The 12,841-nt window shown below is 63.7% G+C and carries 16 protein-coding genes; 6 read left to right on the top strand and 10 right to left on the bottom strand.

The window, feature by feature from the left end; translation table 11 throughout:
- Both JWQ24_RS23125 and JWQ24_RS23130 read left to right on the top strand, forming a co-directional pair.
- Positions 1 to 1,556 (top strand): response regulator (locus JWQ24_RS23125; RefSeq protein ID WP_299813035.1); only part of this gene is annotated, 1,556 nt, incomplete at its 5' end.
- A 229-nt stretch (positions 1,557 to 1,785) separates the two neighbouring features.
- Complete coding sequence (locus JWQ24_RS23130; protein ID WP_299813038.1) at positions 1,786 to 2,202, top strand: DUF1236 domain-containing protein; 417 nt, start codon at positions 1,786 to 1,788, stop codon at positions 2,200 to 2,202.
- 21 nt (positions 2,203 to 2,223) lie between these two features.
- Here the strand turns inward: JWQ24_RS23130 and JWQ24_RS23135 are convergent, their stop codons facing one another.
- Positions 2,224 to 2,511: a hypothetical protein gene (locus JWQ24_RS23135; protein ID WP_299813041.1), complete on the bottom strand. Its 288-nt coding sequence runs from the start codon at positions 2,509 to 2,511 to the stop codon at positions 2,224 to 2,226.
- Between JWQ24_RS23135 and JWQ24_RS23140 the strand changes: the two genes are divergently transcribed.
- Both JWQ24_RS23140 and JWQ24_RS23145 read left to right on the top strand, forming a co-directional pair.
- The gene (locus JWQ24_RS23140; RefSeq protein ID WP_299813043.1) at positions 2,494 to 3,330 is read left to right on the top strand and encodes a fatty acid desaturase; all 837 of its coding nucleotides are present in this window, start codon (positions 2,494 to 2,496) and stop codon (positions 3,328 to 3,330) included. The genes JWQ24_RS23135 and JWQ24_RS23140 overlap by 18 nt on opposite strands.
- A gap of 58 nt (positions 3,331 to 3,388) precedes the next feature.
- Entirely contained in the window at positions 3,389 to 3,637 is a 249-nt protein-coding gene (locus JWQ24_RS23145; RefSeq protein WP_299813046.1) for a hypothetical protein, read from the top strand.
- Positions 3,638 to 3,641: 4 nt separating this feature from the next.
- Here JWQ24_RS23145 and JWQ24_RS23150 read toward each other — a convergent pair whose 3' ends face one another.
- Positions 3,642 to 4,310, bottom strand: a complete 669-nt coding sequence (locus tag JWQ24_RS23150; RefSeq protein ID WP_299813049.1) for an MBL fold metallo-hydrolase — start codon at positions 4,308 to 4,310, stop codon at positions 3,642 to 3,644.
- Between the two features lie 59 nt (positions 4,311 to 4,369).
- Between JWQ24_RS23150 and JWQ24_RS23155 the strand changes: the two genes are divergently transcribed.
- Positions 4,370 to 4,867: an MmcB family DNA repair protein gene (locus JWQ24_RS23155; protein WP_299813051.1), complete on the top strand. Its 498-nt coding sequence runs from the start codon at positions 4,370 to 4,372 to the stop codon at positions 4,865 to 4,867.
- Positions 4,868 to 5,007: 140 nt separating this feature from the next.
- Here the strand turns inward: JWQ24_RS23155 and JWQ24_RS23160 are convergent, their stop codons facing one another.
- Complete coding sequence (locus JWQ24_RS23160; RefSeq protein ID WP_299813054.1) at positions 5,008 to 5,562, bottom strand: ActR/PrrA/RegA family redox response regulator transcription factor; 555 nt, start codon at positions 5,560 to 5,562, stop codon at positions 5,008 to 5,010.
- A gap of 186 nt (positions 5,563 to 5,748) precedes the next feature.
- Here JWQ24_RS23160 and JWQ24_RS23165 point away from each other — a divergent pair, with 186 nt between their 5' ends.
- A complete protein-coding gene (locus tag JWQ24_RS23165) occupies positions 5,749 to 7,029 on the top strand; it encodes an MFS transporter (RefSeq protein WP_299813059.1) in 1,281 nt (426 codons plus the stop codon).
- Here the strand turns inward: JWQ24_RS23165 and JWQ24_RS23170 are convergent.
- The 7 genes from JWQ24_RS23170 to JWQ24_RS23200 all read right to left on the bottom strand — a co-directional run bounded on the left by JWQ24_RS23170 (position 6,980) and on the right by JWQ24_RS23200 (position 12,777).
- Positions 6,980 to 7,477: a VOC family protein gene (locus JWQ24_RS23170; protein ID WP_299813062.1), complete on the bottom strand. Its 498-nt coding sequence runs from the start codon at positions 7,475 to 7,477 to the stop codon at positions 6,980 to 6,982. The two genes, JWQ24_RS23165 and JWQ24_RS23170, sit on opposite strands and share 50 nt — an antisense overlap.
- 99 nt (positions 7,478 to 7,576) lie before the next feature.
- On the bottom strand, positions 7,577 to 8,617 hold the full coding sequence (locus JWQ24_RS23175) for an amino acid ABC transporter substrate-binding protein (RefSeq protein WP_299813348.1): 1,041 nt from the start codon (positions 8,615 to 8,617) through the stop codon (positions 7,577 to 7,579).
- Positions 8,618 to 8,676: 59 nt separating this feature from the next.
- Entirely contained in the window at positions 8,677 to 9,270 is a 594-nt protein-coding gene (locus JWQ24_RS23180; RefSeq protein ID WP_299813065.1) for a L,D-transpeptidase, read from the bottom strand.
- Positions 9,271 to 9,431: 161 nt separating this feature from the next.
- Positions 9,432 to 9,560 (bottom strand): DUF2474 domain-containing protein, encoded by a 129-nt coding sequence (locus tag JWQ24_RS23185; protein WP_299813068.1) that lies wholly within the window; start codon positions 9,558 to 9,560, stop codon positions 9,432 to 9,434.
- Positions 9,560 to 10,570, bottom strand: a complete 1,011-nt coding sequence (gene cydB / locus JWQ24_RS23190; protein WP_299813071.1) for a cytochrome d ubiquinol oxidase subunit II — start codon at positions 10,568 to 10,570, stop codon at positions 9,560 to 9,562. The genes JWQ24_RS23185 and cydB overlap by 1 nt, the downstream gene beginning before the upstream one ends.
- Complete coding sequence (locus JWQ24_RS23195) at positions 10,567 to 11,970, bottom strand: cytochrome ubiquinol oxidase subunit I (protein ID WP_299813074.1); 1,404 nt, start codon at positions 11,968 to 11,970, stop codon at positions 10,567 to 10,569. The genes cydB and JWQ24_RS23195 overlap by 4 nt, the downstream gene beginning before the upstream one ends.
- 195 nt (positions 11,971 to 12,165) lie before the next feature.
- Positions 12,166 to 12,777, bottom strand: coding sequence for a sigma-70 family RNA polymerase sigma factor (locus JWQ24_RS23200; protein ID WP_299813077.1), 612 nt, complete (start codon positions 12,775 to 12,777; stop codon positions 12,166 to 12,168).
- Positions 12,778 to 12,841 lie beyond the last annotated feature (64 nt).

A 12,841-nucleotide genomic window follows, 5' to 3' on the forward strand; every position in this document is an offset into this window, starting at 1 on the left:
CGGCGGAGCTGCACCGCAGCGAACAGCGCTATCGTCTGCTGTTCGACGCGTGTCCGCTGCCGATGTATCTCGCCGACATCGAGTCGCACGCCGTGCTGGCGGTGAACGAGGCGGCGTGCGCGCAGTATGGCTACGGGCGCGACGAGTTCCTGCAACTCAGCCTTCTCGATCTGCGCCCCAACGAGGATCGCCTTCGCTTCCTCGCCGTCACACGCGCGCTGGCCAAGTCGCAGAACCTCCACGAGCGCACGTACGCCGGCCTGTGGCGCCATTTACAGAAGAACGGCACCGTGTTCGAGGTCGAAATCTTCGCGTGCCTAACGGAGTACGAAGGGCGGCCCGTTCACCTTTCCGTGGCGCTCGACGTGACGGCCCGCCGGCGCGCCGAGCGTGCGCTGCGCGAGTCGCAGGATCAGCTCCGTCGCGCGCAGAAGATGGAGGCGCTGGGGCGTTTCGCCGGCGGCATCGCGCACGACTTCAATAACCTGCTCACCGGCATCGTCGGCTCGCTCGATCTGATGCGGACGCGGCTGGCGCAAGGCCGCACCGAGAATGTCGCACGCTACATTGATGCCGCGATGAATTCGGCCAACCGCGCCGCGGCGTTGACGCATCGCCTGCTGGCGTTCGCGCGCCGCCAGCCGCTGATTCCGAAATCGATCGACGCCAATGCATTGGTGATTTCGCTGGAGGACCTGCTGCGCCGGACTATTGGCGAACGGCTCGATCTGGAGATCGTTGCCGCTCCCGATCTGTGGTGCACGTTGTGCGATCCGAACCAGCTCGAAAGCGCGCTGCTCAATCTGGCCATCAACGCTCGCGACGCGATGCCGGACGGCGGCAAGCTGACCATCGCCACGGCCAATACCCCGGTGGCTCAAGCGCGCGCCGATGCGCCGGCGTTGGCGCCGGGCGACTACATCTGCATCAGCGTCGCCGATACCGGCACCGGCATGAGCGCGGAGGTGGTGGCGCGCGCGTTCGATCCGTTCTTCACCACCAAACCGATAGGGCAGGGCACCGGATTGGGCCTGTCGATGATCTACGGCTTCGCGCGGCAGTCGAATGGCCATGTCAGCATCGACAGCCGGCCGGGTCGCGGCACCACGGTGAAACTGTATTTGCCGCGCCATTGTGGCGTCGTAGCAGGCGATCTCGTGACCTCGGCACGTGACCCCGCTCCCATCGCCACTGGCGAGACGGTGCTGGTGGTCGAGGACGAGCCGGTGGTGCGTGCTGTGATCATGGAGATGCTGCACGACGAGGGCTATCGCGTGCTCGAGGCCGTGGACGGCCCATCCGGCCTGCGCGTGCTGCGCCGGGAGGGGCGCATCGATTTGCTGGTCACCGATGTCGGCCTGCCCGGCATGAACGGCCGGCAACTTGCCGACCAGGCGCGCGAAACGCGGCCCGGGCTGAAGACCTTGTTCATCACCGGCTATGCCGAAAGCGCCGCCGTCGCCGAAGGCTTTCTGCAGCCCGGCATGGAGATGATCACCAAGCCGTTCGATCTCGACAACCTGTCGCAACGGGTGCGCGAGATGGTGAACAGGTAATTGCACCGCCGCCATCTAACACGGGTGGAACAATCTTCCGGGTTCTCCGGCGCAATCTAAATTCATGCGGCCTCCGCACCACAAACCTCGAAATCCCATCGGCTGATTCGTTCCCGCTCCCGCCGCGCAATTCAGTTCGCGCTGTATCATATCGCACCGGAACCTATCGAAGCGCGGCGGCTTGTTACGGGCAATTCGAAGCGATCATCCCGATCGCATGGAGGACATCATGATCCGTCGTATTCTCGGAGCTACTGCCATTGTCGCCACGCTGGTGATTCCTGTTCTCGCTCAGGCCCAGGGTGTTCCCGGCGGCGTCGAGCGCGGCGCCCGTGACGGTGAACGTGCTGCCGGCCCGGTCGGCGCCATCGTTGGTGGAACCATTGGCGGCGTTGTCGGCGGCGTCGCCGGCGTTCTCGGTGTCGATCAGCGTCCGCGCTTCCGCACCTATGCCGTGGAACAGCGTCGCCCGTCCTATACCTACAACAACGAAGTTCGCGTCGGCGCCGTGCTGCCGGGTGATGGCGTAACCTATTACGACGTGCCGACTGAATACGGTGCTTCGGGATACCGCTACACCGTCGTCAACGGCCGCACGGTTCTGGTCGAGCCGTCGTCGCGCCGCATCGTCGAAATCGTTGAATAATTTCGACTGAAGTTCCATCAATCAGGCCGCCTTCGGGCGGCCTGATTTGTTTGTTCTGTGGCGATTGGCAGCAGTGGTCACGACTCGCGTTTTCACGTAATGTGTTGCTCGAAATAACACCTTGCGGCGGGCGCGAATGCCGCCGGGATCCGGAGTGACGTGGCCCTTGAACGTGAGCGATTCGCTGCTGCCGCGGTCTTTGAAATTCCCGCTAGCCTCGGCCCGCATCATCGCCAGATCGATCTCCCCGCAGGCGTGCAGCCCTATCGCATCGATTGGGTGAATGTCTCCGTGATTGGTGCCATTCATGCGCTGGCCTTGCTGGCGCTGCTGCCGATCTATTTCAACTGGACCGCCGTGATCGTCGCGATCATCTGCGCGCGGCTGTTCGGTCTGATCGGCATCAATATCGGCTATCATCGCCTGCTGACGCATCGCGGCTTCAAATGCCCGAAATGGCTGGAGCATGGCTTCGTCGTGATCGCGATCTGCTGCGCCGAGGACACGCCGGCTCGCTGGGTCGCCGTGCACCGCCGCCATCACGAAAAGTCCGACGAACAGCCCGATCCGCACAGCCCGCTGGCCGGCTTCTTCTGGGGCCATATCGGCTGGCTACTGGTGAAGAACCCCGATCTGTCGCGGCTCGGCATCTACGACCGCTACGCCAAGGACATCCTGCGCGATCCGTTCTACCTGACGCTGGAGCGCCATCTGTGGCAGCTCAAGATCATGCTGATCCAGCTCAACGTATTCTTCTTCGCCGGCTTCCTCGCCGAACTGGCGATGGGCGGCACGTGGTCCGAGGCTGTGATCTTTGCGCTCAGCGTCGTGATATGGGCGGTGTTCGTCCGCACGGTGTTCGTCTGGCACCAGACCTGGGCGGTGAATTCGCTCACCCACATGTGGGGCTATCGCAATTACGCCACCGACGAGGACAGCCGAAACAACTGGTTCGTCGGCCTCTGGGCGCATGGCGAGGGCTGGCACAACAACCACCATGCCGACCAGCGCTCCGCGCGCCACGGCCATCGCTGGTGGGAGTTTGATACCACCTACCTCACCATCCGCCTGCTCGAAAAATGCGGGCTGGCCTGGGATGTGGTGCAGCCGAGAAATCTCAAGCCGTAATTCGAGATATCGGAGCCGCACTGCAACTTTTTGCCACAATCGGCGTTAGAGCTGCATCATGACAAAGCCCGATATCTGGTATGTGGCCTTCGGCCCCGACAAATCCATAAGATCCGATGCGAGCGCCGCTGGCACCGTGCGAACGACCAAGACCTTCAAGTCGGAAATCGACGCCAAGCTGTTCGCCAAGCAGATCATCGCCAAGGGGTGGACCGCCACGGCGGGCACGCTGAATCCGCATCAGCCCAAGCAGACCATCCCCGCCTCGAAGATCGAGCAATGGGCCGACCCCGGTTTCGCGGGGTAGGGCCTTAGGCCTGCCCTGTCAGGAACGGATTTGTCATGCGCTCCTGGCCGATGCTGGAGCCCGGGCCGTGGCCGCAGATGAAGCCGACATCGTCGCCGAGCGGCAGTAGCTTGGTGGTGATCGATTGGATCAGCTGCTCGTGGCTGCAGCCGGGGAAATCGGTGCGGCCGACCGAGCCTGCGAACAGCACGTCGCCGACATGGGCGAACTTCATCGCCTTGTTGTAATAGACCACACTGCCCGGCGAATGGCCGGGGCAGTGCAGGATGTCGAAGTTCAGCCCGCCGACACTGACGCGGTCGCCTTCGTTCAGCCAGCGGTCCGGGGTGAAATTGCGCACGCCGGCCATACCGTATTTGGCGCCGCTTTCCTCGACGAGATCGAACAGAAACCTGTCGTCGATATGCGGGCCGATGATCTCGACCTTCAGCGCGTCGCGCAATTCGGCGGCGCCGCCGACATGGTCGATGTGACCATGCGTCAGCCAGATCGCCTCGACATTCACATTGGCCTTGGCGATTGCGTCCCGGATCAGCGGCACGTCGCCGCCGGGATCGATCACCACCGCTTGCCGGGTGGTTTCGTCCCACAGCAGCATGCAGTTCTGCTGGAACAGGGTGACGGGAATGATGACGGCGCCAGCGGCGGCTTTGTGCTCGTTTTCATGGCTCATCGCGCCACAATGCTGATTTTTGCGGGCGAGCCAAGGGGGAATCCGCTATAATCTTTCGCATGGAATCGACCGTTGCTCCTCTCACGCTGGCGCCCCCGCTCGATCGTCGCCAGTCGGAAACCGCGCTGGCGATCGCGCGCGGCACGGCGCGACTGCTGCGCGGCCTGGGATTTTCCTGTCTCAGTGAGGTGTCATTGCCGTCGGGGCGGCGTGCCGATCTGGTGGCGCTGAACGAGCGGGGCGAGATATGGATCGTCGAGATCAAGTCGTCACTGGCCGACCTGCGCGCCGACGACAAATGGCCGGACTACCGACTGCATTGCGACCGGCTGTTCTTCGCCTTCACGCAGGATCTGTCCTGCGATCTGTTTCCCGGGGATACCGGACTGATCGTGGCGGACGCCTATGGCGCACACATCCATTGCGAGGCGCCGGAGCATCGGCTGCCCGCGCCGACGCGGAAACTGATGATGCTGCGCTTTGCCACAACGGCCGCGCAGCGCCTCAACCGGCTGCATGACCCACAGGGTCATGCAGAATTTCTCAACGAAGTGTAGTTTCTCCCCCGCATACTCACTTGTCATCACCTGCGAAAGCAGGTGATCCAGCATAAACGGGCCTGAGTTTACCGGGGCGCCCGATCAAGCCGGGCGATGACAGGGAGCATGTCGTGAAAAGAACTCGTGATGGTCGCCTCTCAGCGCGGCGCGCGTTTCGCGAGAATCCGCTGCAAGGTGCGGCGGTGCATGTTGAGCCGGCGTGCGGTTTCCGAAACGTTGCGGCTGCACATTTCGTAGATGCGCTGGATGTGTTCCCAACGAACGCGGTCGGCCGACATCGGGTTGTTCGGCAGTTCGGATTTTTCGCTGCCGCTGGCCAGCAATGCTGCGACAACGTCATCGGCATCGGCCGGCTTCGACAGATAATCGACGGCGCCCATCTTCACGGCGGTGACGGCGGTGGCGATGTTGCCATAGCCGGTCAGCACGATGGCGCGCGCATCCGGCCTCTGCAGCTTCAGCGCCGACACCACATCGAGCCCGTTGCCGTCGCCGAGTCGCAGATCGACGACCGCGAAGGCGGGCGCGGATTTGCCGATATGCGCCAGGCCTTCCGAGACGGAGTCGCAGGACGTGACGGTAAATCCGCGGGTTTCCATCGCGCGCGACAGCCGCTCCAGGAACGGCTTGTCGTCCTCGACGATGAGGAGCGAGCGGTCGGTCTGGCCTGTCAGTTCGGCGATGGCGTTCACGTGCGGATACCCTCCATGTTCTTATGCATAGTATATGGCGTGGGCTGCCGCCCCGCCAAGGGCGCAAGCGCCGGAATGGCGGCATCGTGAAGCAAATGCACGCATTTCCCGGCGGCTATTGCCGTATTTGAAGGGCGCAGGCACCATTCGCGGCGTGTTGTCGCAGTTGCGTCGCAACACATCGCCATGAGAGCCGCCGTAAAGGACGCCACTACCGCCATGCCTATCGACGAAACCTCGATCCGCTACGCCGGTTGGCGCATTGTCGGCGTCTGCTTTTGCCTCGCGACATTCGGCTGGGCGCTGGGCTTTTACGGGCAGAGCGTCTATCTCGCCGAGTTGCAGCGCGTGCATGGCTGGCCGGCCTCGACGGTCGCGTCGGCGACCACGTTCTTCTATCTGATCGGCGCGCTGCTGGTGGTGTTCCTCAGCGAGGCGATCCGCGCTTTCGGGCCGCGCGCCTGCCTGCTGGTTGGCGTCGTCGCGATGGCCGGCGCCACGGTGCTGCTCGGCCAGATCACCGCGCCATGGCAGCTCTATGCGGTCAACGCCTTGCTGGCATTCGGGTGGGCCGGCACCAGTCTCGGCGCTGTCACCAACACGCTCGGCCTGTGGTTCGACAAGCGGCGTGGCATGGCGATCAGTCTGGCGCTCAACGGCGCGAGCTTCGGCGGAATTGTGGGCGTGCCGCTGTTGGTGGCTGCGATCGCCCACTTCGGCTTCTCCGGCGCAATGATCGCGGCGGCGGTTGCGATGGTCGTGACGCTGGTGCCGGTGATTCTCTTTTTCGTGGGCAAGCCACCGAGCGAGCGATCATTGATCTCCGGCAATCCCGCGGACACGCAGACCTCGCCGCAGATTCGCACAAGGGCGTTTCGCGATGTCGGCTTCCTCACGCTGATGATCGCGTTTGCGCTGGCGCTGTTCGCACAGGTCGGGTTCATCGTTCACCTGATCTCGTATCTCGATGCCCTGATCGGCCGCGAGCGCGCCGCCGGCGCGATGGCGCTGATGACCCTGATGGCGGTGATCGGGCGGGTGCTGTTCTCGGCGGTGATCGACCGGCTGCCGCAGCGGCGCGCTTCGGCGGTCTGTTTTCTCAGCCAGGCGGTGGCGCTGGTCGTTGTGATCAACGCACGCCAAGATGCGCTGCTGTTTTTCGGCTGTGCGCTGTTTGGCTTCTCCGTCGGTAACCTGATTACGCTGCCGGCCTTGATCGTGCAGCGCGAGTTCGACGCGCGGTCGTTCGGTGTGCTGATCAACCTCATCACCGCGGTAACGCAGGTCACCTATGCCTTCGGCCCCGGCATGATCGGCTGGCTGCGCGATCTCTCGGGCAGCTACGCGGCGCCGTTCTATGCCTGCATGGCGTTGCAATTGGTCGCGGCAGTGCTGATCCTGCTGCGCGCAGCGCCGATCACACCACCCGCTGCGTCAGCAGTTCTTCCAGATCGAGCCGCCGATTGAACATCGCGATGCCGCCGTTGGTGTCGCGCGGCCACTCGGCTTCCGGGCGGTCCCAGTACAACTCGACACCGTTCTGGTCGGGGTCGCGCAGATATAGCGCCTCGCTGACGCCGTGGTCGGCGGCGCCATCCAGCGTGATGCCGGCCTGCAGCACGCGGTGCAGTGCGTCGGCCAGCGCGGCGCGGGTCGGATACAGGATCGCGGTGTGATACAGCCCGGTCGTGCCGAGCGGCGGTGGCTCGCCGCCCTTGCTCTCCCAGGTGTTGAGCCCGATGTGGTGGTGATAGTCGCCGGCGGCAATGAACGCCGCCTGGTCGCCGTAGCGCTGCGTCAGTTGGAAACCGAGCACGTCGCGGTAAAAACCGAGCGCCCGTTCGAGGTCGGCGACCTTGAGGTGCACATGGCCGATTTTCGTGCCCGCGGCGATCGGCTTTGCTTCGTCGGCCATGTTGTCTCCGTATGCGATGACAGAGTGCCAGATCTATGCACGCTTGCCGCCTTCGCAAGCGTGGAGACCTCGCAATCCCGCGGGGGGGAACGAACCCGCTTATCTGATCGGCGGCGCGTACTGGACGCCGCCGGCGCTCCACAGCTGGTTCAGGCCGCGCGGAATCCGCAGCTTCGAGCCAGCGCCGATGTTGCGCTCATAGACCTCGCCATAGTTGCCGACACGGCGGATGATGCGCGCCGCCCAATCCTTGCTGAGGCCGAGTTCCTCGCCATAGGCGCCCTCGGTGCCGACCAGTCGCATCACGTCAGGCTTCTTCGATTTCAGCGCCTCGTCGATGTTCTGCGAGGTGATGCCGAGTTCCTCGGCGTTGATCATGGCATAGAGCGTCCACTTCACGATCATCATCCAATCGTCGTCGCGCTGCCGTACCACTGGCGCCAGCGGTTCCTTCGAGATCACATCGGGCAGGATGGTGTGGTCCTCTGGCTTGCCGAGCGTCAGCCGGAGTGCATAGAGCTGCGAGGCGTCGGCCGTGAAGGTGTCGCACTGCCCGGACGCGTAGGCCTTCGTGACGTCGTCAAGTTTGCCGAATTTCATCTCAGTATATTTGATGTTGTTGGTACGGAAGTAGTCCGCGAGGTTGAGCGCGGTGGTGGTGCCGTCCTGCACGCAGACCTTGCTACCGTCGAGGTCGAGCGCGCCGTCGATGTTGCGCGCCTTCGGCACCATGAAGCCCTGGCCGTCGTAATACGACACCGCCGGGAAGTATAAATCATACGACGTCTCGCGCGACATGCTCCAAGTCGAGTTGCGGCTGAGAATGTCGACCTTGCGGTTCTGCAATTCCTTGAAGCGGTCGGTGGCGTCGAGCGGCACGAAGCTGACCTTCTTCGCGTCATCAAAGATGGCGGCCGCGACCGCACGGCAGAAGTCGACATCGAAGCCGGTCCAGTTGCCCTGGGCGTCCGGCGTCGAGAAGCCGGGCAGGCCGGTGTTGACGCCGCACAGAACCGCGTCGCGCTTGACCGTGCGCTTCAGTGTCTTGGTGTCGTAGCGCTCATAGGTGATCGCGGCGGCCGCAACCGCCGTTGCGGCGACGAGGCCGATTGCGAGGCCCGTGGCAAAGGTCCGTTTCATCGACATTGATTCAACTCATGCGTTATCGGGAAAATTTTGCTTTGAAATCGAAGCGGGGATTACAGCTCGGGCTTTTGTCGCACGATGACTTTGGTGCCGACCGGGATTCGGTCATACAGGTCGGAGACGTCGGCATTGACCAGCCGGAAGCAGCCGGACGAGATCGCGGTGCCGATCGTGTCGGGTTGGTTGGTGCCGTGGATGCGATACACGGTGGCGCCGAGATATAGCGCGCGGGCGCCCATCGGATTGCCGGGACCGCCCGCCATGAAGCGCGGCAGATAGGGCTGCCGCGCGATCATCTCCGGCGGCGGCGTCCAGTCCGGCCATTCCGCCTTGCGCGAGATCTTCAGCAATCCCTGCCAGGTGAAGCCGTCGCGGCCGACGCCGATGCCGTAGCGCAGCGCGCGGCCATTGCCCTGCACGACATAGAGGTGACGGTCCGCGGTGGAGATGATGATCGTGCCCGGCGCTTCGGTGGTGCGGTACAGTACCATCTGCTTCTGGAATTCGGGCTCGAGCTGTACGGATTCGTCCGGCATCAGCCCGGGCTCGTCGCCGCGGTCGGACTTTTGCGCGAAAGCGGGCGCAGCGGCGAGGATCAGCCCGGCGGCGGCGATGATGGAAAGCCAGTGCGCGCGTGGGAAAGACATCTCGCAAGTCTCCGTTCGTCATTTCGGCAGATTTTACCACGGCCTTGTTAACGGTACCAGAGAGCGCGCCGCGCGCATGTCCAGGGCGCGGTGCGGCATCCTTCGCTGCTCCGCGGTGCCATGCTCGTATTGCATCGCGTCCGAGGCAGGAGAGGTTACCGTTATTTGATCCATACCCTTATACCGTAACCGATGATTGCGACGGTTGCGACGCCGCCGGCCCACAGCGTGATGAACCACGCAAGGCGCTGCAGCAGCGGACGCTCTGTCTGGTGCGGGACGGGCGGCATCAGTGATATCCCGCGCCGGCCTGCACCTTGCCGCGAAACACGTAATAGGCCCACCCGGTGTAAGCGAGGATCAGCGGCACCAGCACGCCGACGCCGTAACTCATGAACACCAGACTGTTGTCGGGCGCCGCCGCCTGCCAGATCGTGATGCTGTGCGGCACGATATAGGGCCACATGCTAATGCCCAGTCCGGCATAGGACAGCGCGAACAGCAGGAGCGACAGGAAGAACGGCCGGTAGTCCTGCCGCGCGGCCAGCGCCCGCAGCAGCAGCAACGTCACCACGCTCACGGCGATCGGCACCGGCGCAGTGGCCAGGACGTTGGGCCAGGCGAACCAGCGCGCGGCATATTCGGCGTTAAGGAACGGTGTTGCGAGACTCACCGCGCAGATGAAACCGAGCATCGCAAACAGCAGCCACCAGCTCATCGCATAGGCTCGTTCGCGCAATTCACCCTCGGTCTTCATCACCAGCCAGGTCGCGCCGAGCAGGCCGTAACCTGCGACCAGCGCAAGCCCGGTGAGCAGGCTGAACGGCGTCAGCCAGTCCCACCAGCCGCCACCATAGTGCCGGCCGCTGACGACGACGCCCTGCAGGATCGCGCCAAGCGCGACGCCTTGCGCCAGCGTCGCCAGCAGCGAGCCTCCGGCAAAGGCGATGTCCCACAGATTGCGCTCGCGCGTCGTGCGCCAGCGGAACTCAAATGCGACGCCGCGAAACACCAGCCCGAGCAGCATCGCAATGATCGGCGTGTACAGCGCCGGCATCAGCACGGCATAGGCGAGCGGAAACGCCGCCATCATTCCTCCGCCGCCCAGCACCAGCCAGGTCTCGTTGCCGTCCCACACGGGGGCGACGGTATTCATCATCACGTCGCGGTCTTCCTTTTTGGGAAACAGCGGAAACAGCATGCCGAGGCCGAGGTCGAAGCCGTCCATCACGACATAGACGAACACAGCGAAGGCGATGATGAAGGCCCATACGGTGGCGATGTCGATCATGCCCGTCATGATGCGTGTCCCTCCGGAGGCAGTACGGGCGCGATGCCAGCCGCACGCACCGGGGCTTCGCCGCGGGGGCCCTGTTCGCCGTGATGCGGTGGCGCCGCCATCAGCCGGAAAATGTAGATCGTGCCGGCGGCGAACACGATGAAGTAGACGATGATGAAAGCGACCAACGACGATCCAACCGCCGGTGCGGCCAATGGCGAAGCCGAATCGACGGTGCGCAGCAGGCCGAACACCGTGAATGGCTGTCGCCCGGTTTCCGTCGTGATCCAGCCGGCCAGCACGGCGACGAAACCGGCCGGCCCCATCACCAGCGCGAAGAGATGCAGGAAGCGCGACTGGTACAACTCGCCGCGCCAGCGCATCAGCAGGCTGGTGAGACCGAGCCCGAGCATCAGGAAGCCGATGCCGACCATGATGCGGAACGACCAGAAGGTGATCGGCACCGGCGGCCAGTTTTCACGTGGCACGGTATCGAGCCCGGCGAGCGGCGCGTTGAGGTCGTGCTTGAGGATGAGCGACGACAGTTTAGGCACCTGCAGAGCATAATCGACGCGGGCCTCGCGCTGATTGGGCAGGCCGAACAGGATCAGCGGCGCGCCGTCGGGGTGGCTCTGATAGTGACCTTCCATCGCCATCACCTTGGCCGGCTGGTGTTCCAGCGTGTTGATGCCGTGCTGGTCGCCGGCCAAAATCTGCAGCGGCGCCACCAGTGTCGCCATCCACATCGCCATCGAAAACATCACGCGGGGGCCGGCGAGCCGGAAGTCCCGCATCAGGTGAAACGCGCCGACGGCGCCGACCACCAGCGCCGTGGTGAGATAGGCCGCCAGCACCATGTGGACGAGGCGATACGGGAACGACGGGTTGAAGATAACCTTCCACCAGTCGACGGCGACGAATTGTCCGGCTTCGTTGATGGCGTAGCCGGCCGGCGTCTGCATCCAGGAGTTCGCCGACAGGATCCAGAACGCCGAAATGGCCGTGCCGATCGCGACCATCAGCGTGGCCGTGAAGTGCAATTTGTGGCCGACGCGCTCCAGCCCGAACAGCATCACGCCGAGGAAGCCCGCCTCGAGAAAGAAGGCGGTGAGCACCTCGTAGGCCATCAGCGGGCCGATTACCGCGCCTGTCTTGTCGGCGAAGGCCGACCAGTTGGTACCGAATTGATAGGACATCACGATGCCCGAGACGACGCCCATGCCGAAGGCGACCGCGAAGATCTTGAGCCAGTAGTTGAACAGATTGAGGAATACTTCGCGGCCGGTCCACAACCACAGCCCCTCGAGCACCGCGAGATAACTGGCGAGCCCTATCGAGAACGCCGGGAAGATGATGTGGAACGACATCGTGAACGCAAACTGCGCCCGCGCCAGCACGATCGCATCCCAGCCCTCGAACATCGCGCCACCCTCGTTCGGATCGGACTAAATGATAACACGGCAGCCGCGCCGAGCCTATCGCGCCGCGGTGGACACGTTGTCCATGGGTGAAGGTCTCTCGCGCAGCAAACAGAGAGCAAAAAAAAGACCCGGAAGGGAGGCATCCCGTCCGGGTCGAAGGCTGGAGGTTAAACGTAGAAAACTAAAATAGGTGGCTCACGCCGCGAGGCTATCGATGCCCGCGCTCTTCAGCAGTTCGGCAAGCTGCTTGCGGGCATAGAACATCCGGGTCTTCACGGTGGAGGCGGGGATCCCGATCAAGCCGGCGACCTCTTCGACCGATTTCTCATGGTAATAGACCAGGCTGACGATCTCGCGATGCGCCGGCGACAGTTTGGCGACACAGGCGCGCAGGATGGCGCTGGTGCGGCTGCGGTCTAGTGACGCCTCCGGCGTATCCGCCTGATCGGCGATCTGCATCACATCGTCCTGGTCGATGTCCTCGTGCTTGCGCTGGCGCAACGCAGTCAGCGCCTTGAAGCGTGCGATCGACAGCAACCAGGTCGAAACCTGCGAACGGCCCTCGAACTGGCTGGCGGTGCGCCAGACGTCGAGGAATACCTGGCTGACCAGATCTTCCGCAGACGCGGTGTCGCGCAACATGCGCAGGACGAAGCGATAGACCCGCACATGGTGCCGGGCATACAGCGTGTGCATTGCAGTCCGGTCGCCGGTGGCAATCTTCTCCAGCAACATCTCGTCCGAGGTGGCGCGGGCAGCAAGGATACCTTGCTGGCCTGCGGCGTTGATGGCGATGACGTTCTGCATGATCGGCTCCCGTTGATGCCGCTCGGGCGGCTTCGTTGGGAGGAGTGTTAAGGAACTCCGGTTT

Origin of the sequence: Tardiphaga sp., assembly GCF_028290495.1 — a bacterium.
Taxonomy (GTDB): Bacteria; Pseudomonadota; Alphaproteobacteria; order Rhizobiales; family Xanthobacteraceae; genus Tardiphaga.